The following is a 24,892-nucleotide window of genomic DNA, read 5'->3' on the forward strand; positions in this document are numbered from 1 at the left end:
CATCGTCAGTTGATCTGGTCTTTCTTGTAATAGCCGCTGCCGACCAGCACCTGCTCCCAGTTGCTCTTGTCGACCACCACCGGCTTCAGCAGATAGGACGGCACGACCTTGACGCCGTTATTGTAGGTCTTGGTGTCGTTCACCTTGACCTCCTTGCCGCTCAGCATGGCGTCGACCATGTCGGCGGTGACCTTGGCGAGCTCGCGGGTGTCCTTGAAGATGGACGAGTACTGTTCGCCCGCGAGGATGGACTTCACCGAGGGCACCTCGGAATCCTGGCCGGTCACGACGGGCATCTTCATGTCGCCCGAGCCGTAGCCCACGCCCTTGAGCGAGGACAGGATGCCGATGGAAAGCCCGTCATAGGGCGAGAGCACGCCGTCGAGCTTCTTGTCGGAGTAGTAGGCGCTCAGGAGGTTGTCCATGCGGGCCTGGGCGGTGGCGCCGTCCCAGCGCAAGGTGGAAACCTTGTCCATCCCCATCTGGCCGCTCGGGATCTTCACCGTGCCGGCGTCGACGAGCGGCTTCAGCACCGACATGGCGCCGTCATAGAAGAAGTAGGCGTTGTTGTCGTCCGGCGAGCCGCCGAACAGCTCGACATTGAAGGGGCCCTTCTTCTCGGGATAGCCGAGGCCCTTCAGCAGCGACTGCGCCTGCAGCACGCCGACCTGGAAGTTGTCGAAGGTCGCATAATAGTCGACATTCGGCGTGTTCCGGATCAGGCGGTCATAAGCGATGACCTTGATCCCTTTGGCGGCGGCCTGCTTCAGCACATCGGACAGCGTGGTGCCGTCGATCGAAGCGATGACCAGCACCTTGGCGCCCTTGGTCACCATGTTCTCGATCTGCGAGAGCTGGTTCGGAATGTCGTCCTCGGCATATTGCAGGTCGGTGCCGTAGCCGCGCTCCTTGAGCACCTTGACCATGTTGTCGCCGTCCGCGATCCAGCGGGCGGAGGACTTGGTCGGCATGGCGATGCCCACCGTGCCCTTGTCGGCGGCACCCGCGGGCGCGGTAAAGGCGAGGGCGCCCAGCAGCAGGGCGGAGAGGGCGGTCGTCAGGCGTTTCATCGTTTTCTCCCTTGGATGAGTCAGTGGCCGCTTTGCGGTCCATCCTGTTGTCGTGGTTCGTCATGTGCGCCCGTCCTCAGGCGCCGCGGGCCTCCTCGGCGGCGAGCGGGAAGGCGGCGTCATAGGCGGCGATCGTCGCCCGGGCTTTCGCGCGCACCTCGGCAGCCGTGGCGCCAGGGCGGTAGAGGCTGGAGCCGAGGCCGAAGGTTCGGATGCCCGCTACGGCATAGGCGGCGAAGTCCTTCTCCCCCACGCCGCCTACCGCGCCGACCACCGTGCCCGCCGGCAACACCACCGAAATCGACTGGATGATGGCGGGACCCAGAAGATTGGCGGGGAAGAATTTCAGGCCGGATGCACCCGCCCGCACGGCGGCGAGCGCCTCCGTAGGGGTGAGAACGCCCGGCATGGTCACCATGCCGTGCCCGCTGGCACGGGCTATGATGTCCGGTGCGACATTGGGGCTCACCATCAGCCGTCCGCCCGCATCGGCGAGCCGGTCGACCTCCTCGATCTCCAGCACGGTGCCGGCGCCGATCAGCACGCCGGCTGGCGCCATGCGCGCAACGGTCTTGATCGAGCGAAATGGGTCAGGCGAGTTCAGCGGAATCTCGATGGCCTCCAAGCCTTCCTCGATCAGCGCTCCGACCACGGCCTCCGCTTCGTCAGGACGCAGGCCGCGCAGGATGGCGACGAGCGAACGCCGGAAGCCGGGCCATGCGACGGCGGGCTGTTTCAGACGGGTGCTCATGTCCGGACTCCCTCGGCTGGGGCGAAGGCGCGCAGGGCGGCGGCGTGAAGGCCGGTGCGTACGCAGCTTTCTGCGTCGAAGCGATGGACATCGCCCGTACCGGCGACGGCGAGCGCGCGTTCATAGAGCGCGGCGGTCGGGCCGCTTGCGACCAGCGCGACACGGTCGAGACGGCCGAAACGGGTCTGAGCGCCGGCGATCTCCAGCCCGATCAGCAGGCCGGACAGGCGGGAGAGCGTGTCGGACGGAGACCGGGCGTGCAGCAGCCAGCCCGCCCGCAATTCGAACAGTGCATTGCTGACCACGGCGGGCGCCGCCAGCGCATCCTCCACGCCGGCGATGAAGGCTGCGCTCTCCGCCGATGTGGTGCCGCCTTCGACGGCGGGGGCCACAACCGAGGTGGAGCGCAGCAGCTGGAACAGTTCCCCTGTCAGAAAGGTAGCGAAGCCGCGCACCGTGTCGTCATCGAGTGCGACCCACTTGGAATGGGTGCCCGGCAGGCAGGCCAACCCGCTGTGTCCTTGCGTCGCGAGGCCGAAAAGCTGGGTTTCCTCGCCACGCATCACATCGGGATGCAGGGTGTCGCTCTGGGCCAAGCCCGGCAGGATCCGAACCGTCCGGCGTGCCGACGGCGCCGGCACGGCCGCATCCATGATGGCGAAAAGCCGCACCGGCAAATGGAGATAGGCAGCCTCCATCCAGCCGCTGCGCGAGCCTACCATGCCGCACATCATCACGGGCACGCCGTCCGGTACGTCGAGCGCGGCAAGGTGGCTTTCCAGAACGACCTCGAAGCCATGCGCACCGGACGTGGCGAGACCCTGCGCACTCCGACGTTCGGCAAGCACATGGCCGGCTGCATCAAGCAGCCACATCCGGAAACTCGAGGTCCCCCAGTCGACGACGATGTGGGTCGCCTTGCCCCTCACGACAGGTCTCCCGACGCCATGCGCGGTTCGGCGCGACCCTGCGTTCCCACATCCAGCAGGAATGTCTGGCCATGACCGGGATCGGCAGCGCGCGCGGCCTCGCCCATGTCCTGCCAGGCGGAAGTCACCAGCAATCGGTCGAAGCGCGGTCCCACGAAGACCGGGCAGCTTGGCTGACGAGCGGGGACGGCGACACGCCGCACCCGCCGGCCCGCCGGCGAATAGGCGTGAACGCACCCGCCGCCCCAGATGGCGCACCAGATAAGCCCTTCGGCATCTGTCACCGCGCCGTCGAGCCCGCCCGGCCCCTCGTGGCGCAGCAGCAGGCGGGGCTCTTCGAGCGGCAGCGCCGTCTCCGGGTCGAGCCCCACCCGGTAGAGCCGGCCCTCCGACGTATCGGCGAAGTAGCCGACGCTGCCGTCGGGCGAAAAACAGATCGCATTCGGTATGGTGAGGCCGGTGAAAAGCAGGCGTGCCTCGCCGCCGCGAAAGGCATAGATGCTTCCAAGACCTCGCTCGGCACGCCGACCCATCGTGCTCGACCAGAGCGTGCCGCTGGGATGGACGCGGGCATCGTTGGAGCGCGTGCGGGCATCCTCGTCTTCAATCGGGGCGAGATGGGTCATCGCGCCGGAGCGTGAATCTCGCAGATGTAGCCCATTCTCGGCGACCAGCACATGGCGTGCGTCGTCGACCACCGCCAGCGCGCTCGCCATCACCGGCAAAGCGTGGACGGTGACCGCCCCGCTGTCGAGCTTTGCCTCGTGCAGGTGCCGGCCGAGAATGTCGAACCACCACGCCGTGTCACTGGCAGCGTCATAGGCGGGCCCCTCGCCGAGGTGACAGCGCGCGGCGTCGAGGACCCGCACCGGCACCTGTTCCGGCCGGCCGGAGGTGAGCGCGGCCCGTGCCTCAGTGGTTGTCACGCGGCATCCCCATGGTCTGCGCGATGCGCTGGTAGCGAACCGCCGGTTCCAGCACGGCGCCCGTCTCCATCTGGCCGACAAGGGCGCGCTGAATCTCCTGCCAGGGGGTCTGGTGCGGCGGGAAGCGATAGCCGCCCTCGGCGGCGAGCGCGTCGCGGCGGCGCGCCAGTTCCTCTTCGGAAATCAGCATGTTGGCGCTGTTGCGCTTGAGGTCGATGCGCACGCGGTCGCCGGTGCGCAGCAAAGCAAGACCGCCACCCGCCGCCGCTTCCGGCGAGGCATTCAGAATGGACGGCGAGCCCGACGTGCCGGACTGCCGGCCATCGCCGATGCAGGGAAGCGTGTGGATTCCGGCCTTGATGAGGTAGTCCGGTGCCCGCATGTTCACCACTTCAGCCGCGCCCGGATAGCCGATCGGCCCGGCGCCGCGCATGAACAGGACGGTCGTTTCGTCGATGGCGAGTTCGGGGTCGTCGATGCGGTGGTGATAGTCTTCCGGTCCGTCGAACACGACCGCCCGGCCCTCGAAGGCGTCGGGATCGTCCGGGTTGGAGAGGTAGCGGGCACGGAATTCCGGGGAAATGACGCTCATCTTCATGATGGCGGAGGAGAACAGGTTGCCGCGCAGTACGCGGAAGCCGGCCTTTTCCTTCAGCGGCTTCTCATAAGGGCGGATGACCGCCTCGTCCTCGATCTTCGCGGATCGGCAATTGTCGCCGATGCTGCGGCCATTGGCGGTCAGCGCATCCTCGACGATAAGTCCTTGTTCCATAAGCTGATTTACGACCGCCGGCACGCCGCCTGCGTGGTAGTAATCCTCGCCGAGATACTCGCCGGCCGGCTGCAGGTTGACGAGGAGAGGCACGTCCTCGCCATAGGTCTGCCAGTCGTCGATGCTAAGCTCGACGCCGATATGACGGGCCAGCGCGTTGAGGTGGATCGGCGCGTTGGTCGAGCCCCCGATAGCCGAATTGACGCGGATGGCATTCAGGAAGGCGTCGCGGGTGAGGATGTCGGACGGCTTTAGATCTTCCGCCACCATCTCCACGATGCGCAGGCCGGTGCGGTAGGCGACCTCCTGCCGGTCGCGATAGGGGGCGGGGATGGCGGCGGAGCCGGGAAGCTGCATGCCGAGCGCCTCGGCGAGCGAGTTCATGGTCGTCGCCGTGCCCATCGTGTTGCAGTAACCCGTTGACGGCGCTGAAGAAGCCACCAGCTTCACGAAGCCGGCATAATCGATCTCGCCGGTCGCCAGCAACTCGCGCGCTTTCCACACAATGGTGCCGGATCCGGTGCGCTCGCCCTTGTACCAGCCGTTCAGCATCGGCCCGACCGACAGGGCGATAGCCGGGATGTTCACGGTCGCCGCGGCCATCAGGCAGGCCGGCGTGGTCTTGTCGCAACCGATGGTTAGTACAACGCCATCAAGGGGATAGCCGTAGAGCACCTCCACCAGGCCAAGATAGGCGAGGTTACGGTCGAGGCCAGCGGTGGGACGCTTGCCGGTTTCCTGAATGGGGTGCACGGGAAATTCGATGGCTATGCCCCCGGCCTCGCGGATGCCCTCGCGGGTGCGCTTGGCGAGTTCGAGGTGATGGCGGTTGCACGGGGAGAGATCGGAGCCGGTCTGGGCGATGCCGATGATCGGCTTACCGCTCTGTAACTCCTCCTGACTCAAGCCGAAATTCAGATAGCGCTCCAGATAGAGCGCCGTCATATCGACATTGGCGGGGTTGTCGAACCAGGCGCGGGAGCGGAGCTTGCGCTCGGGCTGGGGCGAGTTGCCGTGCATGGGAGTGCTCCTCGGTCAGGCGACGGTGAAAGGGGTCGGGCGCGGCATGTTCAGTCCTCGAAATCTTCGACGGTGGTGCGCCGGCCGAGCAGGAAGGCATCCGCCACATGCTGCAGCGGGGTAAGGTCAACATCGCTCTCGCGGGCCGCGATCAGCTCCACGAAGCGCTTGTAGATGTTGGGATATTCGGCCTCTGGCTCGCCGATGAGAGCCTTGCCGTCGAGGCTCAGCGTGGCGCCGCCCTTGCCCAGCACGAGCTGGCCGGCATCGGTCTCCACCCGGATGTCCCAGGTCTGCGGCCCGGTCTGGCGGAAATCGAAGGCGGCGTTCACGGGAAAGCCCGAGCTATCGGAAAAAGCGAGATCTGCGGCGATGGGGGCGTCGCGATTGGCGGGGAAGGCGAGTTCGGCGCGGGTCAGGAAAACCGGCGCGGGGAGGATGTCCGTGAGGATCGACAGGGCATTGATGCCGGGGTCGAAAACCCCGAGCCCGCCCGGCTCCCAGATCCATGCCTGCCCCGGATGCCAGACGCGGACATCCTCCTTCCACTCGATCTCGACGCGGCGCACGCCATGTTCCGCAAGGAAGGCGCGGGCGGGTTTCACGGCTGGAGAGAAACGGGAATGCCACGTTGCAAAAAGCGTTTGGCTTCCGTTCTTCGCAGCCTGGATAAGCGGAAGAAGTTCGCTCACCGTGGCGCCGGGAGGCTTTTCGAGCAGCACCTGCTTGCCGGCCGCCAGCGCCACGGCGGCCTGCTGGCGGCGCACCTGCGGCGGGGTGCACAGCGCCACCGCGTCGATCGCCGGGCCTTCCGCAAGCAGGCTCTCGATGTCGGTGAACCACGGCAGCCCGTCGAGCCCGCCATGTCGGCTCGCTATGGCGACCAGTTCGATGCCATCGGTTTTTGCGATGGCCGGGATATGCTGGTCGCGGGCGATCTTGCCGAGGCCGACAATGGCGAGACGGATGGGGCTCACGGGCGCGTCTCCGGCGTGGGTAGTGAGTGCAGTAAGGTGAGTGATGAGTCCAGCCGCGCCATCACGCGCCTCCCGGCTCGAAACGCCCGTCGACGAGACGGGGCAGGTGCAGCAGATTCCCTTCCGCCACCGCTGCCGGAAGCAGCGCGGCGGGCAAGTCCTGGTAGCAGACGGGGCGCAGGAAGCGGCGGATGGCGAGCGTGCCGACAGAGGTGGTGCGCACGTCGCTGGTCGCCGGATATGGTCCGCCATGCACCATGGCGTGGCAGACCTCCACCCCGGTCGGCCAGCCATTGGCGAGGATGCGACCGGCTTTGTCCTCGAGGATCGGCAGCAGGGTGCGGGCAAGGGCGTGGTCGGCGTCGTCGAGGTGCAGCGTCGCGGTGAGCTGACCCTCGAGGCTCGCCGCCACCGCACGCATCTCCTCTTCGTCGGTGCAGCGGATCACGAGGGAGGAGGCGCCGAACACCTCATGGCCAAGCGCTGGCTCGTCGAGAAAGCGGGCGGCATCCACCACGAACAGCGCCGGGCGGCAGCTATTGGGCCCACCCCCATGACCGCGCGCCAGCGTCTGCGCACCGTTCGCGGCGAGGGCGTCGACCCCTTTTGCATAGGCGTCGGCAATACCCGGCGTCAGCATGGGTGCGGCGGGCGCGGCTTCCAGCGCGGTTCGGGCGCTGGCGATGAAACGGTCCAGCCCTTCGCCGGCAAGGCCCAGCACCAGCCCCGGATTGGTGCAGAACTGTCCGGCGCCCATGGTGAGCGAGCCGACAAAGGCGGCGCCGAGCGCTTCCGCCCGCGCCTCCAGTGCCGCCGGCAGCAGGAACACCGGATTGATGCTGCTCATTTCCGCATAGACCGGGATCGGCACCGGGCGCGCGGCGGCGATGCGGCAGAGCGCGAGCCCGCCGGCCCGCGAACCGGTGAAGCCCACGGCGGCGATGCGCGGATCGGCCACCAGCGCGGAGCCGAGTTCGTGGCGCGTGCCCGTCAGCAGCGAGAACACGCCCTCCGGCAGGCCGCATTGCGCGACCGCGGCCCGGATCGCCCGGCCCACCAGCTCGGAGGTGCCGGGATGGGCAGGATGGCCCTTCACGATCACCGGGCAGCCGGCGGCGAGGGCGGAGGCGGTGTCGCCCCCCGCCACCGAGAAGGCGAGCGGGAAATTCGAGGCACCGAACACCGCGACCGGTCCGACGCCGATCTGGCGCATGCGCAGGTCGGCGCGCGGCAGCGGCGCGCGGTCGGGCAGGGCGCTGTCGAGCCGCGGCTCGTCGGCTCCTCCCATGCGGATCCAGCTCGCGAAGAGGCGGAGCTGCCCGCAGGTACGACCGCGCTCGCCCGTGAGGCGGGCGGCGGGCAGGCCGCTTTCCTGCCCGGCCCGCGCGATCAGTTCCTCGCCGATCGCCTCTATCCCGGCGGCGATGGCCTCCAGAAAAGCGGCCCGCGCCTCCGCCGGCGTGTCGCGGAACACGGGTGCGGCGATGGCGGCCAGCGCCGCTGCCTGCGCCACATGGTCGGGGCCGGCCTCGCTGAAGGCGGGGTCGATCGCCGCGTCGCGAGCGGGATCTATGGCGCGGAAAGTGGCGTCGCTCGTCACCTCCCGCGCGCCGATGAGGATGGCTCCGGTGATGCCTGCCGCGTGGGTCATGGCGCCCTCACTTGCCCCAGCGCAGCACCACCGGGTCGAGCCGGCGGGCGATGTCGATGAGGCCGTCGCGGATGGCCGGGTGCACCGCAGGCTGCGGCGCGCGCATGGTGTCGTGGGCGATGACGCCGCCTTCCTTCATCAGGATCTTGGCGGTCGCGATGCCGGTCTGGCGGTTCTCGTAATTGATGAGCGGCAGCCAGCGCTGCCAGGCCTCCATCGCCGCCTCGCGATTCCCGGCGAGATAGGGGTCGATGATGGTGCGGATGCCGTCCGGGTAGCCGCCACCGGTCATGGAGCCGGTTGCTCCCGCATCGAGGTCCGCCATCAGGGTCACGGCTTCCTCGCCGTCCCACGGGCCCTCGATATCGCCGCCGCCCGCCTCGATCAGCGCGCGCAGCTTGGCGGCGGCCTGCGGCACCTCGATCTTGAAATAGCTGAGGTTGCCGATCTCCCGCGCCATCTTCGCCAGGAAGGGCACGGAGAGCGGAGTGCCGGCGACGGGCGCGTCCTGCACCATGATCGGGATGTCGATGGCGTCGGAGACGGCGCGGTAGAAGTCGTAGATGGCCACCTCCGGCACCCGGAAGGTGGCGCCGTGATAGGGCGGCATCACCATCACCATGGCGGCGCCGAGATCCTGCGCGCGCTTCGAGCGCTCGGCGCAGATATGGGTGGCGAAATGGCTGGTGGTGACGATGACCGGCACCCGGCCCGCGACATGGGCGAGCACGGTCTCCATCACCGCGTCGCGCTCGGCGTCGGACAGCACGAACTGCTCGGAGAAATTGGCGAGGATGCACAGACCCGTCGACCCGGCGTCGATCATGCACTCGATCGCGCGCTTCTGACCGTCGAGATCGAGCCGGCCTTCGGCATCGAACACGGTGGGAGCGACCGGGAAGACACCCTTATAGGGCCGGACGGAAACGGGAGCGGGCATTTCGACAACCTCAGCGGAGCGCGACAGGACGGAGCGGAAGGGCAGGGTGCAGGCACGGCGAAGGAGGGGCGCGAAGGCGGGGCGGGCGTTACTTCACCTCCCCCGCCGCGCCGTGGCGCCGCAGGCCGGTGAAGATGACATTCGCCATCGCCGAGGCTGCCGCCTCGCCGTCGCCATCCTCGATGGCATCGACGATGCGCTCGTGGGCGGCGACGGAAATCTGGAACTCGCGGTCGTCGGCGGGCGCGCTCAGCACGAAGGAGGCGCGCAGCGCCGCCTCCACCACCGCGCCGATGGAGCGCATGAAGGGGTTGCCGGAGGCGATCGCGACATGCAGGTGCAGCGAGAGGTCGGCCTCGGCGAAGCCGTCGGAGCGGGAGCCGTCGGGCTTGCGGCTGTTCTCGCGCGCCATGCGGCCGACGGCGTCACGCATCAGCCGGATATCTTCAACGCTGCGGCGCTCGGCCGCCAGTGCCGCGGCCCGCGGCTCGACCGCGAGGCGGATCTCGGCGAGGTCGCGCAGGAATCGCTTGTTGATGCCGGCGTCGAGATGCCAGGCCAGCACGTCGGGGTCGAACATGTTCCAGGCGGCGCGCTCGCGCACCACGGTGCCGACCCGCGCCTTGGTGGAGAGCAGGCCCTTGGCGACCAGGGTCTTCACGCTCTCGCGCAGCACCGGGCGGGAGACGCCGAACAGCACGGTCAGCTCCGCATCGCCGGGCAGCTTGGCGCCTTCCCCGTAGCGCCCGGCGATGATGTCGACGCCGATGGAACGGGCCACCTCCTCATGGTTCGAATGGGCGCGGCGGGTGGGGATGACGACGATCTGCGAGGTCATGAGGCGGCTCCTGCGGCGTTTGCTGCGGCTGAGCCCGTTGTGGCACGGCGGCGGGGCCGGCGCGCCATGTGGAGCGTGAACTGCTGGAAGCCGATGAAGCCGAACAGCAGCAGACCGGTCGCGATCTTGGCCCACCAGCTCGACAGGGTGCCGTCGAAATTGATGTAGGTCTGGATCAGGCCCTGGATCAGCACGCCGACGAAGGTGCCGAACACGAAGCCGTAGCCGCCCGAGAGCAGGGTGCCGCCGATCACCACGGCGGCGATGGCGTCGAGTTCGACCCCCACCCCGGACAGCGAATAGCCGGACGAGGTGTAGAGCGAGAACACGATGCCCGACAGGCCGGCGAGCACGCTCGACAGGGTGTAGATGAGCACCGTCGTGCGTCCGACCGAAATCCCCATGAGGCCCGCCGACTGCCGGCTGCCGCCGAGCGCATAGACATTCGCGCCGAACCGGGTGAGGTGCAGCAGCACCATGCCGGCCGCCACCACTGCGAGCATCGCCATCGCCGGCACGGTGAGCCGGGCGCCGCCGGACAGGCGGATCGCGTGGTCGGAGAGGTGGCCGTAGAGGTCGGCGGTGATCGGGATGGAATCGGTGGAGAGCAGGAAGGCGGTGCCCCGCGCCAGGAACATGCCGGCCAGCGTCACGATGAAGGGCGGCAGGGCGAAGAACTCGATCGCCGCCCCCATCGCCGCGCCGAACAGCGCGCAGATCACCAGCAGCAGGGCGAAGGCGGCGAAGGGCGGGATGCCCCAGCGCTCGATGGCGAGCGCGAGGAAGATGGTGGAGAAGCCGATCACCGAGCCGACCGACAGGTCGATGCCGCCCGAGATGATGACGAAGGTCATGCCGACGGCGACGATTCCGAGAAAGGCATTGTCGGTGAGCAGGTTCATCACCACCCGGAGCGAGGCGAAGTTCGGGAAGGTGAGGGCGCAGATGAGGAATCCGAGCAGGAACACCACGGTCGTCGCCGCCACCGGCACCAGCCGGGAGACGCTGGAAGATGCGGGGGTCATGAGCGCCTCCGGCTGAAGATGAGACCGAGCGAGGCCAGCCGGGGCGACTGCGCCAGCAGCACCACCAGCACCACCACGGCCTTGACCACGAGGTTCATTTCCGGCGGGAAGCCGGAGAGCAGGATGCCGGTGTTCATCGCCTGGATGATGAGTGCGCCGACCACCGCCAGCACCACCGAGAAGCGCCCGCCGAACAGCGATGTGCCGCCGATCACCACTGCGAGGATGGCGTCGAGCTCCAGCCACAGCCCGGCATTGTTGGCGTCCGCGCCGAGGATATCGGCCGCCGCAACCACGCCGGCGATCGCCGCGCAGAGCCCGCTCCACATATAGACCGCGAGAGTGATGAGCCGGGTGCCGATGCCGGCGAGCGCGCTCGCGCGGGGATTGCCGCCGGTCGCCTCGATCATCAGCCCCAGCGCGGTGCCGCGCACCACGATGAGCGTCAGCGCCAGCATGGCGAGGGCGATGACCACCGGCGTCGGCACGCCGAGCACCGAGCCGCCGCCGAGAAAGGCGAGGCCGGGATCGGTGAAGGTGACGATGCGCCCCTCGGTGATGAGCTGGGCGATGCCGCGCCCCGCCACCATGAGGATCAGCGTCGCGACGATGGGCTGGATGCCGAGCACCGCGACGAGGAAGCCGTTCCACAGCCCGCAGGCGAGCCCCGCCCCCAGCGCCGCCGCCAGCGTGACGACCAGCGAATGGTCGTCCGCCAGGCTGGCGGCGATCGCCCCGCAGATCGCCATGACGGCGCCCACCGACAGGTCGATGCCGCGCATTGCGATGACCAGCACCATGCCGAGCGAGAGGATGGCCACCGGCGCGCCGCGGTTCAGCACGTCGATCAGGCTGCCGAACAGCCGTCCGTCCTGGAGCCGGATGTCGAAGAACTGCGGCGAGACGAAGCCGTTGATGGCGAGGATGGCGGCGAGCGCCAGAATCTGCGCGGTGCCGATGCGGGGCAGCTTCACGGTCATGGGCACCCTCTCACGCCGCGTTCGCCGTCGCTTCGCCGTCCTCGGCGATGGCGGCGAGGATGGCCGGCACGGTGATCGCCGCGCCGGTGAGGCTGGCGACATGGGCGCGGTCGCGCAGCACGATCACCTCGTCGGCATAGGTGACGATCTCCTCCAGCTCCGAGGAGACGACGAGCAGCGCCATGCCTTCCGCGCACAGGGTGCGGATCAGCGCGATGATCTCGGCATGGGCGCCGACATCGATGCCGCGGGTCGGCTCGTCGAGAATGAGCAGGCGCGGCTGCGTGGCGAGCCAGCGGGCGAGCAGCGCCTTCTGCTGGTTGCCGCCGGAGAGCAGGCCGATGGGCCGTTCCGGGTCCGGCGGGCGGATGTCGAGCAGGCGGATGAAGCGCTTCGCGATCTCGTCCTGCTCGGCGCGCGAGAGCGGCTTCAGAACGCCGCGCCGGGCCTGAAGCGCCAGCACGATGTTCTCGCGCACGGTGAGGTCGGCGACGATGCCCTCGGTCTTGCGCTCCTCCGGGCAATAGCCGAAGCCGAGCGTCAGCGCCTCGCGCGGGCCGGTGAGGGCGACCGGCCTGCCGTCGAGCGTCGCGCTGCCGCTGTCGGCGCGCTCGGCGCCGAAGACGAGGCGCGCAGTCTCGGTGCGGCCGGAGCCGAGCAGGCCGGCGAGCCCCACCACAGCGCCACGGCGCAGAGTGAGGTCGAAGGGCGCGACATAGCCGGCCTTGCCGAAACCTTCGAGTCGCACCAGCTCTGGCGCGGCGGAGAGGTCGGCGCGCTCGTGGCGCTCGGCGGTCGCCTCGGCCAGCTCGCGGCCCAGCATGGTGCGCACCAGCGTCATGCGCGGCATCTCGGCGATGGTACCGGTGCCGGCGAGCCGGCCGTTGCGCAGCACCGTGATGCGGTCGCAGATCGCATAGACCTGATCGAGGAAATGGGTGACGAAGATGATGCCGATGCCGCGCGCGGCGAGCTTGCGCATCACCGCGAACAGCACCTCGACCTCATGGGCGTCGAGGCTGGCGGTCGGCTCGTCGAGGATCAGCACGCGCGCCGACTGATCCACCGCGCGGGCGATGGCGACGATGTGCCGAATGGCGACGGAATAGCTCTCCAGCGGCGCGGACACGTCGATGTCGAGATCGAAATCCGCCAGAACGGCGCGGGCCCTGCGGCGCATCTCACGCTCGCGGACGATGCCGAGGAAGGTCGGCTGGCGGCCCAGAAAGAGGTTCTGCGCCACCGTGAGGTTCGGCGCGAGGTTGACCTCCTGGTAGACGGTGGCAAGCCCCGCCGCGGTCGCCTCGCCGGCGGAGCGCGGCATGACCGGAACGCCCTCCAGCCGCATCACGCCGGCATCGCGCTGGACCACGCCCGTCATGGTCTTGATGAGGGTCGACTTGCCGGCGCCGTTCTCGCCGAGCAGCGCATGGATCTCGCCGGCCCGGAGCGTGAGCGACACCGCGTCGAGCGCGGTGAAGGGGCCGAAGGATTTCGAGAAGCCGGTCAGCTCGAGCAGCGGCGCGCCGGAGGCCGGGCGAGCGGAGCCGGCTGCGGCGCTGGGCTGGTCGGCGTGTGGAGCGGCCATGGCAACCTCGGAAACGCGAACGGGCAGGCGGGTTGGCGGGTTCGGGCGGCGGTGGAGAAGCTGTGGGCGGCCCGGTGGAAAAGCCGGCGCCGTCCACAGGGAAGGCGTGGGGAAGATGTGGCTGTCTTCCCTCACGGGCGGAGGCCGATGGAGCGGAAGGCCACTCGCCCCAACCCCCTCCCGCCGGGGAGAGAGAGTGCGTCGCTTTCGCCGCGCCCGTGCTCACCCGCGAGAACCGGTGCCGGCACCCTTTCCCCTTCTTTCCTCTCCCCGGCGGGGAGAGGTGGCCCGCGCAGCGGGTCGGCGAGGGGAAGGACGCTACGGGCGGGGGACGGCCGTCCCCCCAATCCTCTCCCCCTCGGGGAGAGGAAGCGCGTCGCTCTCGCGGCGCTCGGGTCCGCGCGCGGGGACCGGCTTCAGTAGCCGAGGTCCTTCTTCGACTCGTAGATCTTCATCGGGTCGTCCGCCTGGGTGTAGAGCTTCGATTCCGTCTGGATCCACTTGGGCGGGACGGTGCCCTTCGACTTGTAGGCGATGACGGCGTCGAAGGCCGGGCCGGCCATGTTCGGCGTCAGCTCGACGGTGGCGTTGGCCTCGCCGGCTGCCATCGCCTTGAAGATGTCCGGCACCGAGTCGATGGAGACGGTGAGGATGTCCTTGCCCGGCTTCAGCCCGGCTTCCTTCATGGCCTGGATGGCGCCGACCATCATGTCGTCATTGTGCGCGTAGACCGCGCAGATGTTCTTGCCGCCGCCCTCGGCCTTGATGAAGCTTTCCATGACTTCCTTGCCCTTGGCGCGGGTGAAGTCGCCGGTCTGGCTGCGGACGATCTTGATGTTCGAATGGCCGGCGATGCCGTCCTCGAAGCCCTTCTTGCGGTTGGTGGCCACCGAGGCGCCGACGGTGCCCTGAAGCTCGACCACGTTGCAGGCCTTGGCGCCGACCTGGCTCGCCAGCCACTCGCCGGCGACCTTGCCCTCATGCACCGAATCCGAGGTCACGGCGGTGAGGTAGAGGTCCTTGCCCGAGGGGTCTATGTCGCGGTCGAGCAGCACGACCGGGATGTTGGCTTCCTTGGCTTCCTTGAGCACCGCATCCCAGCCGGTGGCGACGACGGGGGCAAGGAAGATGGCGTCCACGCCCTGCGCGATGAAGGAGCGGATCGCCTTGATCTGGTTCTCCTGCTTCTGCTGGGCGTCGGCGATCTTGAAGGTGATGTTCCGCTTCTTTGCCTCGGCCTTGGAAACGGTCGTCTCGGCTGCGCGCCAGCCGGATTCGGAACCGATCTGCGAGAATCCGATGGTCAGGTCGCCGGCGCGGGCGCCGGTGGCGAAGAGCGCGCCGGTGAAGGCGCTGGCGAGCAGAAGTGCCCGGAAAGTCATTGGCGTTTCTCCCGTGAGGATCGCGGCGCGCCATTCTCCAGGGCGCTTGCCGACGCCACGATTTATGTCACGGTCTGGAACGATTGAATAGTCATACTATTTGACTTTTCAGATGAAAAATCACGTGACGCAGCGGCGTGCTGCCTTTCGGCCTGTTCGTCTTTTTTCCATCACTCTGCCGCCGCGCAGCGGGGAAGAACGGGGACTGCGAAGGGCGCGTCGTCCAGCCTGCCGTTCCCGGAAGCGTGGACGATGCCGGCATCAGGACCGGGCTTTGGCTGGGATGACGGCGGGAGGCGCGAGGGACGGGGAGGTCGCCGAATCAGCGGCGGAGCGTGCCTTTCATTCCCCGGCCTGCCGGGCGTCCCATTCCGCGAGGCTCGGGGTCGGCATCTCGAACCGGTCGCGGATGGTGCAGCATGTGCTGCCGCCGAGACGGGCGATGGCATCGAGCGTGGCAGGGTCGATGCGCAGGCGCGCAGGGTCCGCCACCTCGCTGCGGTAATGGGCGTAGAGGATCTCGCCGAGGATGATCTGGCGCGACCGGCCAAGCTCCAGCGTGATGTGGCGGCGGCATTCGAAGGCGGCGGGCGCCTGCGCGATGAAGGGTGAGGCGACCTTCACGCCCGGCAGCGCGGTGAGGCCGGCGGCGGCGAGTTCGTCCACCCCCGGCGGAAACGGCACGGCGCAGACATGCATGGCTTCGGCGATGGCACGCGAGACGATGTTGACGGTGAACACCTCCGTCAGCCGTACATTGCGCGCGGTGTCCTTGAAGCTCATGTCGTCGTGGTTCTCCACCCCCAGCGCGAGGATGGGCGGGTCGGCGGAGAGGCAGTTGAAGAAGCTGAACGGCGCCGCGTTCACCCGGCCTTCCGGGTCCACCGTCGTCACCAGCGCGATGGGGCGCGGCACGATGGAGCCGATCATCAGCTTGTAGCGCTCCCGCTCTGTGAGGGCGGCGAAGTCGAAGGCGACGTGCTCCGGCGAGGCATCGGGCAGGAGTGGCGTGGTCATCGGGTTCCCTTCAGGCGTGAGGCGTAGGGGGCCAGCACGGCGCGGATGTCCGGCTCCGGCGCCTCATCCAGCCGGGCGCGGCGGGCGAGTGCGGCAAGGTGCGCCTCCATCAGCGCCTCCGCACCGGCTGTGTCGCCCGCCGACAGCGCCTCGACGAGGCCGGCATGCTCGCGGCAGCCGCAATCGGCGGAATGCGGGCGGGCATGCGTGGCGAGGCCGAGCGAACAGCGCGAGACGACCTCCGTGACATAGCGTTGAAGCAGCGCATTGCCGGTGAGCTCGGCGAGCAGCAGGTGGAACTCGCCGGCCAGGCGGATCGCGCCGGCGGCGTGATGCTCCTCCGCCTCCCGCTCGGCAGCCAGATGGGCACGCAGACGCGTGAGCCCGGCGGGCTTCATCTGGCCGGCGAGGGTCTGGACCACCACGCGCTCCAGCCCGCGGCGCACCGCGAAAGCCTGTCGCACCTCATCGACGCTGGGACTTGCGACGAAGGCGCCGCGATTGGGCCTCAGCTCGACCAGCCCTTCCACCGCCAGCCGGCCGAGGGCCTCGCGCGCGATGGTGCGGCTGGTGCCGAAAGCCTCGCCGATGGCGTCTTCCGGCAGGCGTGCGCCGGGGGCGAGCTGCTGCTCGAGGATCGCGAGGCGCAGGGCGGCGTGGAGGCCTCCGGTACGGGAAAGACCGGCGGATGACGGGGACAGCGACATGGGCGCCTGCCTCGCTGCATGAAGCGGATGACCGCATGATTGCATGCGATTCATCTCCACTCAAGCGCACCCATTCGGGACGTTCGGTCGATGGATGGCTTTGAATGTGCATACGATCTGTCATGCCGGCTTGCGGCTTGCAGCCGCCGCTCCGCCCGGACCGTAATGTGCGGTCGGGCAGGGCGAAGCCGGCGGGCGCCGAAGCGCTTATTTCGACGGCGGGTCGACCTTCACGCCGTTGGGGCCGATCTGGATCTCGAGCGACTTCTCGTCTTTCTCATGTTCGCGAAAGGCATAGACGCCGGCAATGCCGGCCACGACGACGAGGAAGGCAATGATGGCGTAAAGCACGTTGCGGTCCATGGGGTACTCCACTCCGGTTTCCAAGCCCACCACTAACGGTAACCGGGGATTTTGGTTCCACTGCTGTGATTTGCGGCGCTAAAGGACGGAGATGTCCCTGATTTACAGGCAATCAGACCCTAGCAACATACCGCGCATGACGCTGGGTTCCGTGCCATGATTTTCCCGCTCGACTCTGTCGGGGCAAGGAGAGTGGCATGTCGACCTCGATGTTCGACCGTGCCCGAGCTGCGCGGATGGACGTGATTCAATCCCGCAGGCGGGGCGGTTATCTTCCCAAGGGCCATCCCTATTCGATCCTGCCGACCTGGGTGCCCTATCCCGTCGCGATTTTCTTCATGTGGATCGTCGACGGAACGGCATGAGCGGAGCTTCGGCCGGCATTCTTTCATTCCGGCCCCATGAGCCCTTGAGCGGCCAATCGTATGCGATGATGATCGTGCTGCGGGGGATGCCCGCCGATTTTCATGAGCCGCATTGACACAGGCTTTCCTCTCGCCTTAACTCCCCTCCGCCGGCTGCGCTGGCCGTAAGCGTTCGACGTCAACCAACGCACTCAACGATCCTCGACGGTCGGAGTGCGTTTTTTCATGCCGTCGTTCGGGGAACAGCCGGGAGCAACCCATGGCTTTCCAAACAGTGCGCGATCCGGCGCAGGGGCGTCTCCTGCTCCTCGCCGGCATTCTCTTCCTCTCCTATCTCTGCGTCGCCATTTCGCTGCCGGTGGTGCCGGTCTATGTGAGCGGCGAACTCGGGCTCGGCAATGTCTGGGCGGGCCTCGCCGTGGGCATCGCCTTCCTGTCGACCATCCTCACCCGCGGGTTTGCCGGCAGCCTGTCGGATCGCCATGGCGCCAAGGTCGCGGTAGGACGCGGGCTCGGCTTCTATGTGGTGGGCGCGGCGGCCTCCGCGCTGACGGGGATGATGGCGGGCACGCCGCTCGCCGGCTACGCCGTGCTGATCGCCGGACGGCTGCTCATCGGGCTCGGCGAGAGCCTCGTCGCGGTCGGCATCATCGCCTGGGGCATCGGCCTTGTCGGGCCGGCACGCTCGGGCAAGGTTCTGGCGCTGGTCGGAGCCGCGCTTTACGGCGCGCTGGCCGTGGGCGGGCCGATCGGCCTCGCTCTGTTCGAGCGGCTGGGCTTTGCCGGCGCCATGGCGGTGAGCGCGGCCTTGCCCTGCCTCGGCCTTCTTGCGATCGCGCCCCTCGCCGGCGTGCCGGTGGTCTCGGCGAAGGCGCGCCCGTCCTTCCTCCGCGTGGTCGGGCGCATCGGGCCGCACGGCGCCATCGTGTGCCTGCAGGGCATCGGCTTTGCAGCCATCGGGGCCTTCTTCGCGCTCTATTTCCTCGATCGCGGCTGGGCCCATGCCGGCCTCGGCCTCACCGCCTTCGGCGGCGGCTTCGTTCTGGTGCGCATGCTGTTCGGCCATTTGCCCGACCGCATCGGCGGACTGCCGGTCGCGATCGGCTCGCTGGGCGTGGAGGCGGTGGGGCAGGCGATGATCTTCGCCGCGAACGGGCCGGCGCTGGCGCTGCTCGGAGCGTTTCTCACCGGGCTCGGCTGCTCGATGATCTTCCCGGCCATGGGGCGGGAGGTGGTGCGCCTTGTCGAGCCGCATCTGCGCGGCACGGCGCTCGGCGGGTTTTCGGCGTTCCAGGACCTCGCCTATGGGCTGACCGGCCCCGTTGCCGGGCTGCTGGCGGACCGTGCCGGCTATCGCAGTGTGTTCCTGATCGGCGCCGGTGCGGCACTGGCGGGGCTTGCCGTGGCACTGTGGCTGCGCCGTATGCAGGCCATGGCGGGAGACGCCGCGCAGGGTTCGCCCAGCTGACTGCGAAGTGGGGCGGGGCAGGGCGGGATGGGGCGACGCCCCCGTCGGGTCTCGCCCGGCCCTCAACTCTTCCCGCCGGCCTTGTCGCTGCCGGTGTCCGGTGGACCGGAGCGACGGGAGCGCAGCAGGCGCGGACCATAGAGAATCAGAACGCAAAGAATCCAGACGATGACCAGCCCCACCACCATCTGCACGATGTAGTAGCCGACCCACTCACGCGGCACGAACCAGCCGGCTACGGCGCCGGAGACGAACAGCAGCAGCCGAACGAACACACCCATCGCTTCCGTCCTTTCCTGTGCGGTGTCGCGATCCGGTGACGGAGCGTCCGCGCGACGGAGCATGCCCTTACCGGCGGGCTCGCCGCAACGGGCACGCGTGTCGACGATGTTTCCGTGCCGCTGCGGCTGCCGTTCCGGCACCGTCGGATGGCGGGGCACCGCGCGGCACCGCCTACTTATTCCGGCGATGTCCTTCTCACGATGCTCCGTTGACGGGTCCGCGCCGCGCGCCATGTTTCGTGCAGGGCAGGAGCCCTGAACGCACATCATGATCGAGGAAACGTCATGATCCGGAAGATGATTGTTGCCGCCGCCCTCTTCTCTCTCGTCGGAGCGGGCAGCGCGCTCGCCGCCGAGCAATGCAAGGATGCCAAGGGCAAGTTCATCAAATGCCCCGCGCCCGCCGCCACGATGACCGCGCCTGCGGCCCCCGCCGTGACGAAGGATGCGAACGGCAAGTGCCACGTCGCTTCGGGCCCGAAGAAGGGCCAGTTCGCGGCCTGCCCGTCCTGAAACAGCGCAGGCGGGCCTAGCTCTGAACGGCCAGCCCACTCATGTCCCGCCCTCGCGACAAGGAGCGGGGCGTGAGGGGGTGTCCTCGACGCCTGCCGTCAGGCGGTTCGCCGCCGCCATACGGCCCGGTAGGCGCGGGACAGCAGGACGAGGAACACCGTTCCGACCAGCACCGGCGCAAGCAGGAACGGCCAGGACGCGCCCGCCAGTATGACGACGATCGGATCGGCGCCCGCCGGCGGATGCAGCGTGCGCGTCAGCACCATCGCGCCGATGGCAAGGCCTACCCCCAGCGCAAGGGCGAGCGGCCCCGGCCCGAGCAGCGCCAGCACCGAAAGGCCCACGGCGCTCGAGATGAGATGGCCGCCGATCACGTTGCGCGGCTGCGCCAGCGGGCTGTCCGGCAGCGCGAACACCAGCACGCAGGTGGCGCCGAAGGGCGCGATCAGCAGCAGCCTGTCCAGATAGGCGGTAAGGCCGGCAAGGCAGAAGATGGCGAGGAACCCGCCGAAACCGGCCCGCGCGGCGGCACCGAAAGGCAGCATCGTGAGGCTCTGCATGACAGGCTGCGCGAGGCCTCCACGCTTCGCGGCTTCATCCGCGCTTCGGGCTTGCACGCTTTGGGCTTGCGTGTCGGACATTGGGTGCTCCGCGCTGAACGGGGATGGCTGCGGCAAGCCTGCCGGCCGGGACCGCGAGGAAGCGGCGCACCGCCGGGGATGTCCAATCGATCCCGCGGAAGAATCGATAGGCGAGGTGGATGGCGGGGGTGGCCGGAAGCGGCGAGGATGCCTCGACCGTGCTGCCGGGATGCCCCGCCGGAGTGCGGGCCGCTGACCTCACGCGGCGGTGCATGATCCCGCTTTAGCGCTTGACCCGGCGCGCCCGTAAACCTAGACAGGGCGCCGGTCGCTTGCCGGCCTGGAGACGTGGCCGAGAGGCTGAAGGCACTCGTTTGCTAAATGAGCAGACCCCCAAAAGGGTCTCGAGGGTTCGAATCCCTCCGTCTCCGCCATCCCACCATTGGGGCTGCTCAAAGCCTCTAACATCTTGAAAGGCATAGTCGTTTCCGGGGTTCGAAAACCCGTTTCCGGCGACCATGCCAGCTTGTCGGCGAATGTGAGTTGGAGCACCAGTTTGCGGTATTCCAGCTTACCCATTTCCCAGATTTTTGAAGGGCTTGCGAGGAAGCCCATGGCGAGTTCGAAAAGATCGTCGAAGGTGCCCGCGCGAGGCGTGACCTGTTGGCGCTGTTCGTCCAGCAGCAGCTTCGCGCGCTCCAATTCCGCGATGCGCTTCTCGTAGGCGGCAACGACCGACGACGAGGTGGCGTCAACGATGCGATCCAGCAGCGTCGAAATCTGTTTCTCGATTCTCGCCGCTTCGCGCTCCTGAGTCTGCGCGACGGCGCGCGCGTGTTGATCGCGCTGGTTCCACGCATCGCGGAACATCGCGCGCGCAAGCTCGAACAGGCGCGGGCTTGGCGTCAGGCGTTCGAGGAGTTCCTTGAACGCGCCTTCGAGGCGTTCGCGCCGGATCGACTTACCCCTGCGGGCGCAGCCAGCGGCAAAGCACATGTAGTAAGGATGCTTTTCGCCCGTCTTGCTAGTGGACCAGCAGGAGGTGAGCGGTTTGCCGCAGTCAGCGCAGGCAATCGACCCGCGCAGCGGAAAATCCTCCCTCACGTCAGCGCGGGCGGGCTGCTTCGCGCCCGCCTTGATGCGCTGCTGAATCCGTTCGAAGGTCTGAAGGTCGATCAGCCCTTCGTGTTTGCCCTTGCGCATCGAAACGCCCCAATCCGGCACTTCGATGTAACCGGCGTAGAGTGGCTTGGTCAGAATGTCGGAGACATACTGATTGCGCACTTCGCCCCGCGCGTCCTTCGGGAAGGCCGCGTGGGCTTGAAAGAAGCGCTTCACTTCCGCCTGTAGCTGGAAGCGGCCCGAGGCGTAGCCTTCGAGCCCTTCCTGAATGATCGAGGCCAGTGGTTCGTCGCGGACGAGCACCCGACCTTCGCCGGGTTTGGAAACGAAGCGATAGCCGATGCACGAAATGAAAGGCCAATAGCCGTTAGAGGCGCGAGCGCGCATACGGTTGCGCGTTTGCTCTGCGTTCTTCTGGCGCTGATGCTGCGAGACGCTTGCAAGCAGGTTCTCGACGAGGATCGAATCTGAATCCTCGCCGAACTCGACGGACGGGCTTTCGAGCCGCGCGCCAGCGTCGGCGATGGCGGCTCGTAATTCCAGATGGGCTTTGATGTCGCGCGCCAGACGCGAAATGTCGTCAATTATGACGACGAGGCTTTCCGTCTTTCGCTTGGCACGCAGAAATCCGAGCATCGTGCGGATGCCGGGACGGTCGATCATGCCGCCGGACACGGCCTCATCGGTAAAGACCTGCATGACATCATAACCCTTCATGCGCGCGAACTCGCGGCAGCGGGTTTCCTGCGAGGCGATGCCGTGGCCCTTCTGAAGCTGGGCGACGCTCGACACGCGGCAATAGATGACGGCCTTATCCGATGACCCGGTGCTCATGACTCCCCACTTTCCGCCGCACGCGATGCTGCGTGCGCGGCCTTCCCAATCGATTTTTGGTTGAATTCCTTCGCGCAGGATAGACCGGCGAAGGCGTCTTCAGCCAGCGTGCTTCGCCGCTTACCCACATCGAGCGCCTGCTGCACGGGATGGATATGGAATCCAAGATCGACGAAACCTGTCACGACGCGCCAAACCGCATCGAGCAATTGTCGCTGCTCTTCCTCGGTTAGGTTCTCGCCCTCGACATAGTGGCGATATGCCTCGAAGTCGAAGCGCAGAGCCGGAACCGGGACGGCTTGGTCTGGAATGGGCGGGACAGGCTCTTTCATGTCAGCACCCTTCCTTGTCCGTGTTTCCCATAATACTATTGTACCTAATCGGGGTATGGATTCTCAATGAATGCGCGCCGCGCATACATTCGTATTCTTATGTAATTGAGCAGAGGCGAGATCGTCTCAGGTAAACAGGCGGGTAAATTGGGTATTATCGACGACCCGAAACAGCAGACTGATGCACGCTCGAAGGCCGAGCAGAAGATGCTGTTCCGTGCCGTGCGTCGTTTGATCGGCCAGAGCGTTTGCCTGCCGCTACAACCCGGCGTGCCGTCTCTTGGCGTTTGGCCGCCCGATCCTCGCGCAGGAAGGCGCGGACTTGCGTCCTTACCTTCTCGCCTAGCTGATCCTGCACCTCCAAAACGCCCGGCAGGGCGTCCGGCGACCCCAGCTTCCGGCTTACTTCCTTCGCCTTCACCCCAGCGTGGCGGGCGACGGAATAGACCTCGCCGTTGAGATCAACCGCCACGAAGCCGCGCCGGTCGCCCTTGGCGAGGTAATATCCTTGCTCTTCGAGCGCGTTCCTGAAGCCCGCTAGGCTGTCTGAATGCTGCCACGCTCCCGCGAAAATCTGTTTGATCTCGCGCGGGTCCATGTCCTGCCGCTTGGCCTGTTGCCACTCGGCGAGTGTGTAGTTGAGCGGGTTCTTCCCACCGCCCACCTTGTGGCCGTCCGGCAGCTCCCAGCCGTGTTCGAGGTAAAGCTCCTTCGAGAGCGCGGCGAGTTTGGTTTTGAAGAACGGCAGGTTGACCGCCGTCATCTCGGCGGCGTCGATGCGCGACCACACGACATGCGCGTGCCTGCGCCCGTTCTTCTCATGAATGACGATGGCGCGGGGCTGGTCCTTCAGGCCGAGTTTTTCCTCGGCCCGGTCAGCGGCGGAGATGAACCCGTCGATCCCGACTTCCGCGTCCTTCGGAGGGTTGAGGCTCAGCGAGAAGACCGATTGGACGCACTTCGTGCCTTTGGTGATGGCCTCCACCTCTGCCATCGCGCCGAACAGGTCGCTAGCAGCAAAGCCACGTAGTTCCGTGACCGAGACATGATCGTTGTCACGGTCATTAAGCAGGTGGGAGGCCAGTCGCCGCGCACCCTGACGCTGGGAGCCCTTGAGGATCATTGCGCGGCCCTCGCAAAGGCATCGCACAGCGAGGGCGGGGAATTTTGAACCGCGATGCCGAGCGCCTTCAGGAGGAGCGCCCGCATCTCGTGGATTTCAGCGCAGGCGACCTGCAATTCGTCTTCGAGTTCGGGGGTGACCGGCAGCACCCCCATATTGGCGGCCTTGGCCAACTGATTGAGGTTATTCGCAAGGTGCGAGCGGCCCAGCAAGGCCAGCACCTGCCCGAGCGCCTGATCGTCATGGACGGATGACCTGCGGGCGCGCAGCCGTTCCGGCTGCTCGAATAGGGTGGCCTTGATATAGGCTCCGAGCGGATGCCCCGCCGCCCGTTCGACAAGGGCGGCGCGCTCCGCGAACGTTAAGCGGATCGACAGCGGCGCGGGACGGGGCTGGCGCATAGCCGCCGCCCCTACAATTGAATGTTAGAGCGCTTTAGCTGCCGTTCCCAATCGGTTAGCGTCTCGAAAAGGAGGTTCGAAGTTTCTCCTTCCCTCTCCGCCATTTCCCCTTGATAGTGTTGATCGTTTTACGCCGAGCCTGCACGGTCTCCCGCCATTTCGCTCGGCGATGCCGGGCTCAAAACCATCTTGTATGTTCGCGCGGCGAGGGGTGGCTCCTGCCCGCCGCCCCGGCCGGAATGTCCCGGGTGGCTTGCGGGCTTCGGGCGGGCTAGACCTTCGCGCCGAACCGGAGCCTTATCACCATGACCTCTGACGAATTCCAGGCCGCTCTCGCGAAGCTCGGCACCTCGCCCGCCGCGATTGCCAAGGTGCTGGGCGTGGATATCCGGACGGCGCGCCGCTGGGCGACCGGCGGAAAGGCCATTCCCGATACGGTCGCCAGCCAGATCGCGACGTTGGCGGAGGCGGGGCATATGCCCGTCGAGCCGCCGACAAGGCAGCCCGTGCAGGACACCGATGTCGTCCGCTTCGTCTGGGCGCGGCTGCGGGGCGACGAGCCGGCGTGGACAGTCGCCGAGCACGACCAGATCAACGACATCTATTACCTTCCCGGCCGGCTGGATCGGTACAGTGCGGACGATCTGGAGTTCGGGCCGGTGATCGAGCTGCCCGGGAGCTGATGCCGGGCAGGCCCATGCCTTGGGACGGCGTTTCGCCGGGCTGGCGTGTGGATGTTGTGTCGCCGCGACCGCCGCCGTTCTTGCGTGCTGCCGGAACGGCGCGGCGGAGGAATCGCGAGGCTCCGGCTGTTCAGCAGGCGGAGCTTGTCTCCGCCGTCGATGGAACGACCGCGGGGCGAACGCGACGCATGTTCTCGCATTGACATCCGCCGCGCTTCGCCGCTGCATGCGGGCCGTTCTCTTGCGTTTTCCC

General features: G+C 67.5%; 25 protein-coding genes, 1 tRNA gene and 1 pseudogene. 5 read left to right on the plus strand and 22 right to left on the minus strand.

What is annotated here, in order from left to right; translation table 11 throughout:
* Positions 1-5: 5 nt before the first annotated feature.
* The 16 genes from chvE to MWN34_RS12375 form a co-directional block, all read right to left on the minus strand.
* Positions 6-1,070: a multiple monosaccharide ABC transporter substrate-binding protein gene (gene chvE, locus MWN34_RS12300; RefSeq protein ID WP_247029589.1), complete on the minus strand. Its 1,065-nt coding sequence runs from the start codon at positions 1,068-1,070 to the stop codon at positions 6-8.
* A 76-nt stretch (positions 1,071-1,146) separates the two neighbouring features.
* The gene (locus tag MWN34_RS12305; RefSeq protein ID WP_247029590.1) at positions 1,147-1,821 is read right to left on the minus strand and encodes a 2-dehydro-3-deoxy-6-phosphogalactonate aldolase; all 675 of its coding nucleotides are present in this window, start codon (positions 1,819-1,821) and stop codon (positions 1,147-1,149) included.
* Complete coding sequence (locus MWN34_RS12310; protein WP_247029732.1) at positions 1,818-2,696, minus strand: 2-dehydro-3-deoxygalactonokinase; 879 nt, start codon at positions 2,694-2,696, stop codon at positions 1,818-1,820. Before MWN34_RS12310 ends, MWN34_RS12305 begins: the two co-directional genes overlap by 4 nt.
* Positions 2,697-2,746: 50 nt before the next feature.
* Complete coding sequence (locus tag MWN34_RS12315; protein ID WP_247029591.1) at positions 2,747-3,676, minus strand: SMP-30/gluconolactonase/LRE family protein; 930 nt, start codon at positions 3,674-3,676, stop codon at positions 2,747-2,749.
* Complete coding sequence (locus tag MWN34_RS12320; RefSeq protein WP_247029592.1) at positions 3,663-5,468, minus strand: IlvD/Edd family dehydratase; 1,806 nt, start codon at positions 5,466-5,468, stop codon at positions 3,663-3,665. Before MWN34_RS12320 ends, MWN34_RS12315 begins: the two co-directional genes overlap by 14 nt.
* A 50-nt stretch (positions 5,469-5,518) precedes the next feature.
* On the minus strand, positions 5,519-6,445 hold the full coding sequence (locus MWN34_RS12325; RefSeq protein ID WP_247029593.1) for a Gfo/Idh/MocA family protein: 927 nt from the start codon (positions 6,443-6,445) through the stop codon (positions 5,519-5,521).
* A 61-nt stretch (positions 6,446-6,506) separates the two neighbouring features.
* Positions 6,507-8,096 (minus strand): aldehyde dehydrogenase (NADP(+)), encoded by a 1,590-nt coding sequence (locus MWN34_RS12330; protein ID WP_247029594.1) that lies wholly within the window; start codon positions 8,094-8,096, stop codon positions 6,507-6,509.
* Between the two features lie 7 nt (positions 8,097-8,103).
* Positions 8,104-9,036: a dihydrodipicolinate synthase family protein gene (locus MWN34_RS12335; RefSeq protein WP_247029595.1), complete on the minus strand. Its 933-nt coding sequence runs from the start codon at positions 9,034-9,036 to the stop codon at positions 8,104-8,106.
* Between the two features lie 88 nt (positions 9,037-9,124).
* A complete protein-coding gene (locus tag MWN34_RS12340; protein ID WP_247029596.1) occupies positions 9,125-9,874 on the minus strand; it encodes a FadR/GntR family transcriptional regulator in 750 nt (249 codons plus the stop codon).
* Positions 9,871-10,899 (minus strand): galactofuranose ABC transporter, permease protein YjfF, encoded by a 1,029-nt coding sequence (gene yjfF / locus MWN34_RS12345; protein ID WP_247029597.1) that lies wholly within the window; start codon positions 10,897-10,899, stop codon positions 9,871-9,873. The genes MWN34_RS12340 and yjfF overlap by 4 nt, the downstream gene beginning before the upstream one ends.
* The gene (locus MWN34_RS12350) at positions 10,896-11,879 is read right to left on the minus strand and encodes an ABC transporter permease (RefSeq protein ID WP_247029598.1); all 984 of its coding nucleotides are present in this window, start codon (positions 11,877-11,879) and stop codon (positions 10,896-10,898) included. The genes yjfF and MWN34_RS12350 overlap by 4 nt, the downstream gene beginning before the upstream one ends.
* A gap of 10 nt (positions 11,880-11,889) precedes the next feature.
* Positions 11,890-13,467: a sugar ABC transporter ATP-binding protein gene (locus MWN34_RS12355; RefSeq protein WP_247029599.1), complete on the minus strand. Its 1,578-nt coding sequence runs from the start codon at positions 13,465-13,467 to the stop codon at positions 11,890-11,892.
* 416 nt (positions 13,468-13,883) lie between these two features.
* Entirely contained in the window at positions 13,884-14,849 is a 966-nt protein-coding gene (ytfQ, locus tag MWN34_RS12360; RefSeq protein WP_247029600.1) for a galactofuranose ABC transporter, galactofuranose-binding protein YtfQ, read from the minus strand.
* A gap of 342 nt (positions 14,850-15,191) precedes the next feature.
* Entirely contained in the window at positions 15,192-15,866 is a 675-nt protein-coding gene (locus MWN34_RS12365) for a flavin reductase family protein (RefSeq protein WP_247029601.1), read from the minus strand.
* On the minus strand, positions 15,863-16,573 hold the full coding sequence (locus MWN34_RS12370) for a GntR family transcriptional regulator (protein WP_247029602.1): 711 nt from the start codon (positions 16,571-16,573) through the stop codon (positions 15,863-15,865). The genes MWN34_RS12365 and MWN34_RS12370 overlap by 4 nt, the downstream gene beginning before the upstream one ends.
* A 207-nt stretch (positions 16,574-16,780) precedes the next feature.
* Complete coding sequence (locus MWN34_RS12375; protein WP_247029603.1) at positions 16,781-16,936, minus strand: hypothetical protein; 156 nt, start codon at positions 16,934-16,936, stop codon at positions 16,781-16,783.
* Between the two features lie 197 nt (positions 16,937-17,133).
* On the opposite strand from MWN34_RS12375, the gene MWN34_RS12380 reads away from it, so the two are divergent.
* Positions 17,134-17,301, plus strand: coding sequence for a hypothetical protein (locus MWN34_RS12380; RefSeq protein WP_247029604.1), 168 nt, complete (start codon positions 17,134-17,136; stop codon positions 17,299-17,301).
* Positions 17,302-17,560: 259 nt separating this feature from the next.
* Positions 17,561-18,769 (plus strand): MFS transporter, encoded by a 1,209-nt coding sequence (locus MWN34_RS12385; protein WP_247029605.1) that lies wholly within the window; start codon positions 17,561-17,563, stop codon positions 18,767-18,769.
* 62 nt (positions 18,770-18,831) lie between these two features.
* On the opposite strand, the gene MWN34_RS12390 is transcribed toward MWN34_RS12385, so the two are convergent.
* Complete coding sequence (locus MWN34_RS12390) at positions 18,832-19,050, minus strand: hypothetical protein (protein ID WP_247029606.1); 219 nt, start codon at positions 19,048-19,050, stop codon at positions 18,832-18,834.
* A 285-nt stretch (positions 19,051-19,335) separates the two neighbouring features.
* Here MWN34_RS12390 and MWN34_RS12395 point away from each other — a divergent pair, with 285 nt between their 5' ends.
* Positions 19,336-19,563 carry a hypothetical protein gene (locus MWN34_RS12395; protein ID WP_247029607.1) on the plus strand — a complete coding sequence of 76 codons (228 nt, stop codon included), beginning with the start codon at positions 19,336-19,338 and terminating at the stop codon, positions 19,561-19,563.
* A 98-nt stretch (positions 19,564-19,661) separates the two neighbouring features.
* Here the strand turns inward: MWN34_RS12395 and MWN34_RS12400 are convergent, their stop codons facing one another.
* Positions 19,662-20,123, minus strand: coding sequence for an HPP family protein (locus MWN34_RS12400; RefSeq protein ID WP_247029608.1), 462 nt, complete (start codon positions 20,121-20,123; stop codon positions 19,662-19,664).
* A 363-nt stretch (positions 20,124-20,486) separates the two neighbouring features.
* On the opposite strand from MWN34_RS12400, the gene MWN34_RS12405 reads away from it, so the two are divergent.
* Positions 20,487-20,578 (plus strand) — tRNA-Ser (locus MWN34_RS12405).
* Between the two features lie 541 nt (positions 20,579-21,119).
* Here the strand turns inward: MWN34_RS12405 and MWN34_RS12410 are convergent.
* The 4 genes and pseudogenes from MWN34_RS12410 to MWN34_RS12425 all read right to left on the minus strand — a co-directional run.
* Positions 21,120-22,100 (minus strand): annotated as a pseudogene (locus tag MWN34_RS12410) (recombinase family protein); the annotation flags it as partial.
* Positions 22,097-22,432 (minus strand): hypothetical protein, encoded by a 336-nt coding sequence (locus MWN34_RS12415; protein ID WP_247029609.1) that lies wholly within the window; start codon positions 22,430-22,432, stop codon positions 22,097-22,099. The pseudogene MWN34_RS12410 and the gene MWN34_RS12415, both read right to left, overlap by 4 nt.
* A 154-nt stretch (positions 22,433-22,586) precedes the next feature.
* A complete protein-coding gene (locus MWN34_RS12420) occupies positions 22,587-23,555 on the minus strand; it encodes a relaxase/mobilization nuclease domain-containing protein (protein ID WP_247029610.1) in 969 nt (322 codons plus the stop codon).
* On the minus strand, positions 23,552-23,956 hold the full coding sequence (locus tag MWN34_RS12425; RefSeq protein WP_247029611.1) for a hypothetical protein: 405 nt from the start codon (positions 23,954-23,956) through the stop codon (positions 23,552-23,554). Before MWN34_RS12425 ends, MWN34_RS12420 begins: the two co-directional genes overlap by 4 nt.
* A gap of 305 nt (positions 23,957-24,261) precedes the next feature.
* Here MWN34_RS12425 and MWN34_RS12430 point away from each other — a divergent pair, with 305 nt between their 5' ends.
* Complete coding sequence (locus MWN34_RS12430) at positions 24,262-24,639, plus strand: helix-turn-helix domain-containing protein (protein WP_247029612.1); 378 nt, start codon at positions 24,262-24,264, stop codon at positions 24,637-24,639.
* Positions 24,640-24,892 lie beyond the last annotated feature (253 nt).

The organism is Ancylobacter crimeensis (assembly GCF_023016805.1).
Classification (GTDB): Bacteria; Pseudomonadota; Alphaproteobacteria; order Rhizobiales; family Xanthobacteraceae; genus Ancylobacter; species Ancylobacter crimeensis.

Excerpts from the sequence above, each read along its gene's own strand:
- chvE (WP_247029589.1), bottom strand. The coding sequence starts at position 1,070 with ATGAAACGCCTGACGACCGCCCTCTCCGCCCTGCTGCTGGGCGCCCTC.
- MWN34_RS12305 (WP_247029590.1), bottom strand. The coding sequence starts at position 1,821 with ATGAGCACCCGTCTGAAACAGCCCGCCGTCGCATGGCCCGGCTTCCGG.
- MWN34_RS12310 (WP_247029732.1), bottom strand. The coding sequence starts at position 2,696 with ATGTGGCTGCTTGATGCAGCCGGCCATGTGCTTGCCGAACGTCGGAGT.
- MWN34_RS12320 (WP_247029592.1), bottom strand. The coding sequence starts at position 5,468 with ATGCACGGCAACTCGCCCCAGCCCGAGCGCAAGCTCCGCTCCCGCGCC.
- MWN34_RS12330 (WP_247029594.1), bottom strand. The coding sequence starts at position 8,096 with ATGACCCACGCGGCAGGCATCACCGGAGCCATCCTCATCGGCGCGCGG.
- MWN34_RS12335 (WP_247029595.1), bottom strand. The coding sequence starts at position 9,036 with ATGCCCGCTCCCGTTTCCGTCCGGCCCTATAAGGGTGTCTTCCCGGTC.
- MWN34_RS12340 (WP_247029596.1), bottom strand. The coding sequence starts at position 9,874 with ATGACCTCGCAGATCGTCGTCATCCCCACCCGCCGCGCCCATTCGAAC.
- yjfF (WP_247029597.1), bottom strand. The coding sequence starts at position 10,899 with ATGACCCCCGCATCTTCCAGCGTCTCCCGGCTGGTGCCGGTGGCGGCG.
- MWN34_RS12350 (WP_247029598.1), bottom strand. The coding sequence starts at position 11,879 with ATGACCGTGAAGCTGCCCCGCATCGGCACCGCGCAGATTCTGGCGCTC.
- MWN34_RS12355 (WP_247029599.1), bottom strand. The coding sequence starts at position 13,467 with ATGGCCGCTCCACACGCCGACCAGCCCAGCGCCGCAGCCGGCTCCGCT.
- ytfQ (WP_247029600.1), bottom strand. The coding sequence starts at position 14,849 with ATGACTTTCCGGGCACTTCTGCTCGCCAGCGCCTTCACCGGCGCGCTC.
- MWN34_RS12365 (WP_247029601.1), bottom strand. The coding sequence starts at position 15,866 with ATGACCACGCCACTCCTGCCCGATGCCTCGCCGGAGCACGTCGCCTTC.
- MWN34_RS12370 (WP_247029602.1), bottom strand. The coding sequence starts at position 16,573 with ATGTCGCTGTCCCCGTCATCCGCCGGTCTTTCCCGTACCGGAGGCCTC.
- MWN34_RS12375 (WP_247029603.1), bottom strand. The coding sequence starts at position 16,936 with ATGGACCGCAACGTGCTTTACGCCATCATTGCCTTCCTCGTCGTCGTG.
- MWN34_RS12380 (WP_247029604.1), top strand. The coding sequence starts at position 17,134 with ATGTCGACCTCGATGTTCGACCGTGCCCGAGCTGCGCGGATGGACGTG.
- MWN34_RS12385 (WP_247029605.1), top strand. The coding sequence starts at position 17,561 with ATGGCTTTCCAAACAGTGCGCGATCCGGCGCAGGGGCGTCTCCTGCTC.
- MWN34_RS12390 (WP_247029606.1), bottom strand. The coding sequence starts at position 19,050 with ATGGGTGTGTTCGTTCGGCTGCTGCTGTTCGTCTCCGGCGCCGTAGCC.
- MWN34_RS12395 (WP_247029607.1), top strand. The coding sequence starts at position 19,336 with ATGATCCGGAAGATGATTGTTGCCGCCGCCCTCTTCTCTCTCGTCGGA.
- MWN34_RS12400 (WP_247029608.1), bottom strand. The coding sequence starts at position 20,123 with ATGCAGAGCCTCACGATGCTGCCTTTCGGTGCCGCCGCGCGGGCCGGT.
- MWN34_RS12415 (WP_247029609.1), bottom strand. The coding sequence starts at position 22,432 with ATGAAAGAGCCTGTCCCGCCCATTCCAGACCAAGCCGTCCCGGTTCCG.
- MWN34_RS12420 (WP_247029610.1), bottom strand. The coding sequence starts at position 23,555 with ATGATCCTCAAGGGCTCCCAGCGTCAGGGTGCGCGGCGACTGGCCTCC.
- MWN34_RS12425 (WP_247029611.1), bottom strand. The coding sequence starts at position 23,956 with ATGCGCCAGCCCCGTCCCGCGCCGCTGTCGATCCGCTTAACGTTCGCG.
- MWN34_RS12430 (WP_247029612.1), top strand. The coding sequence starts at position 24,262 with ATGACCTCTGACGAATTCCAGGCCGCTCTCGCGAAGCTCGGCACCTCG.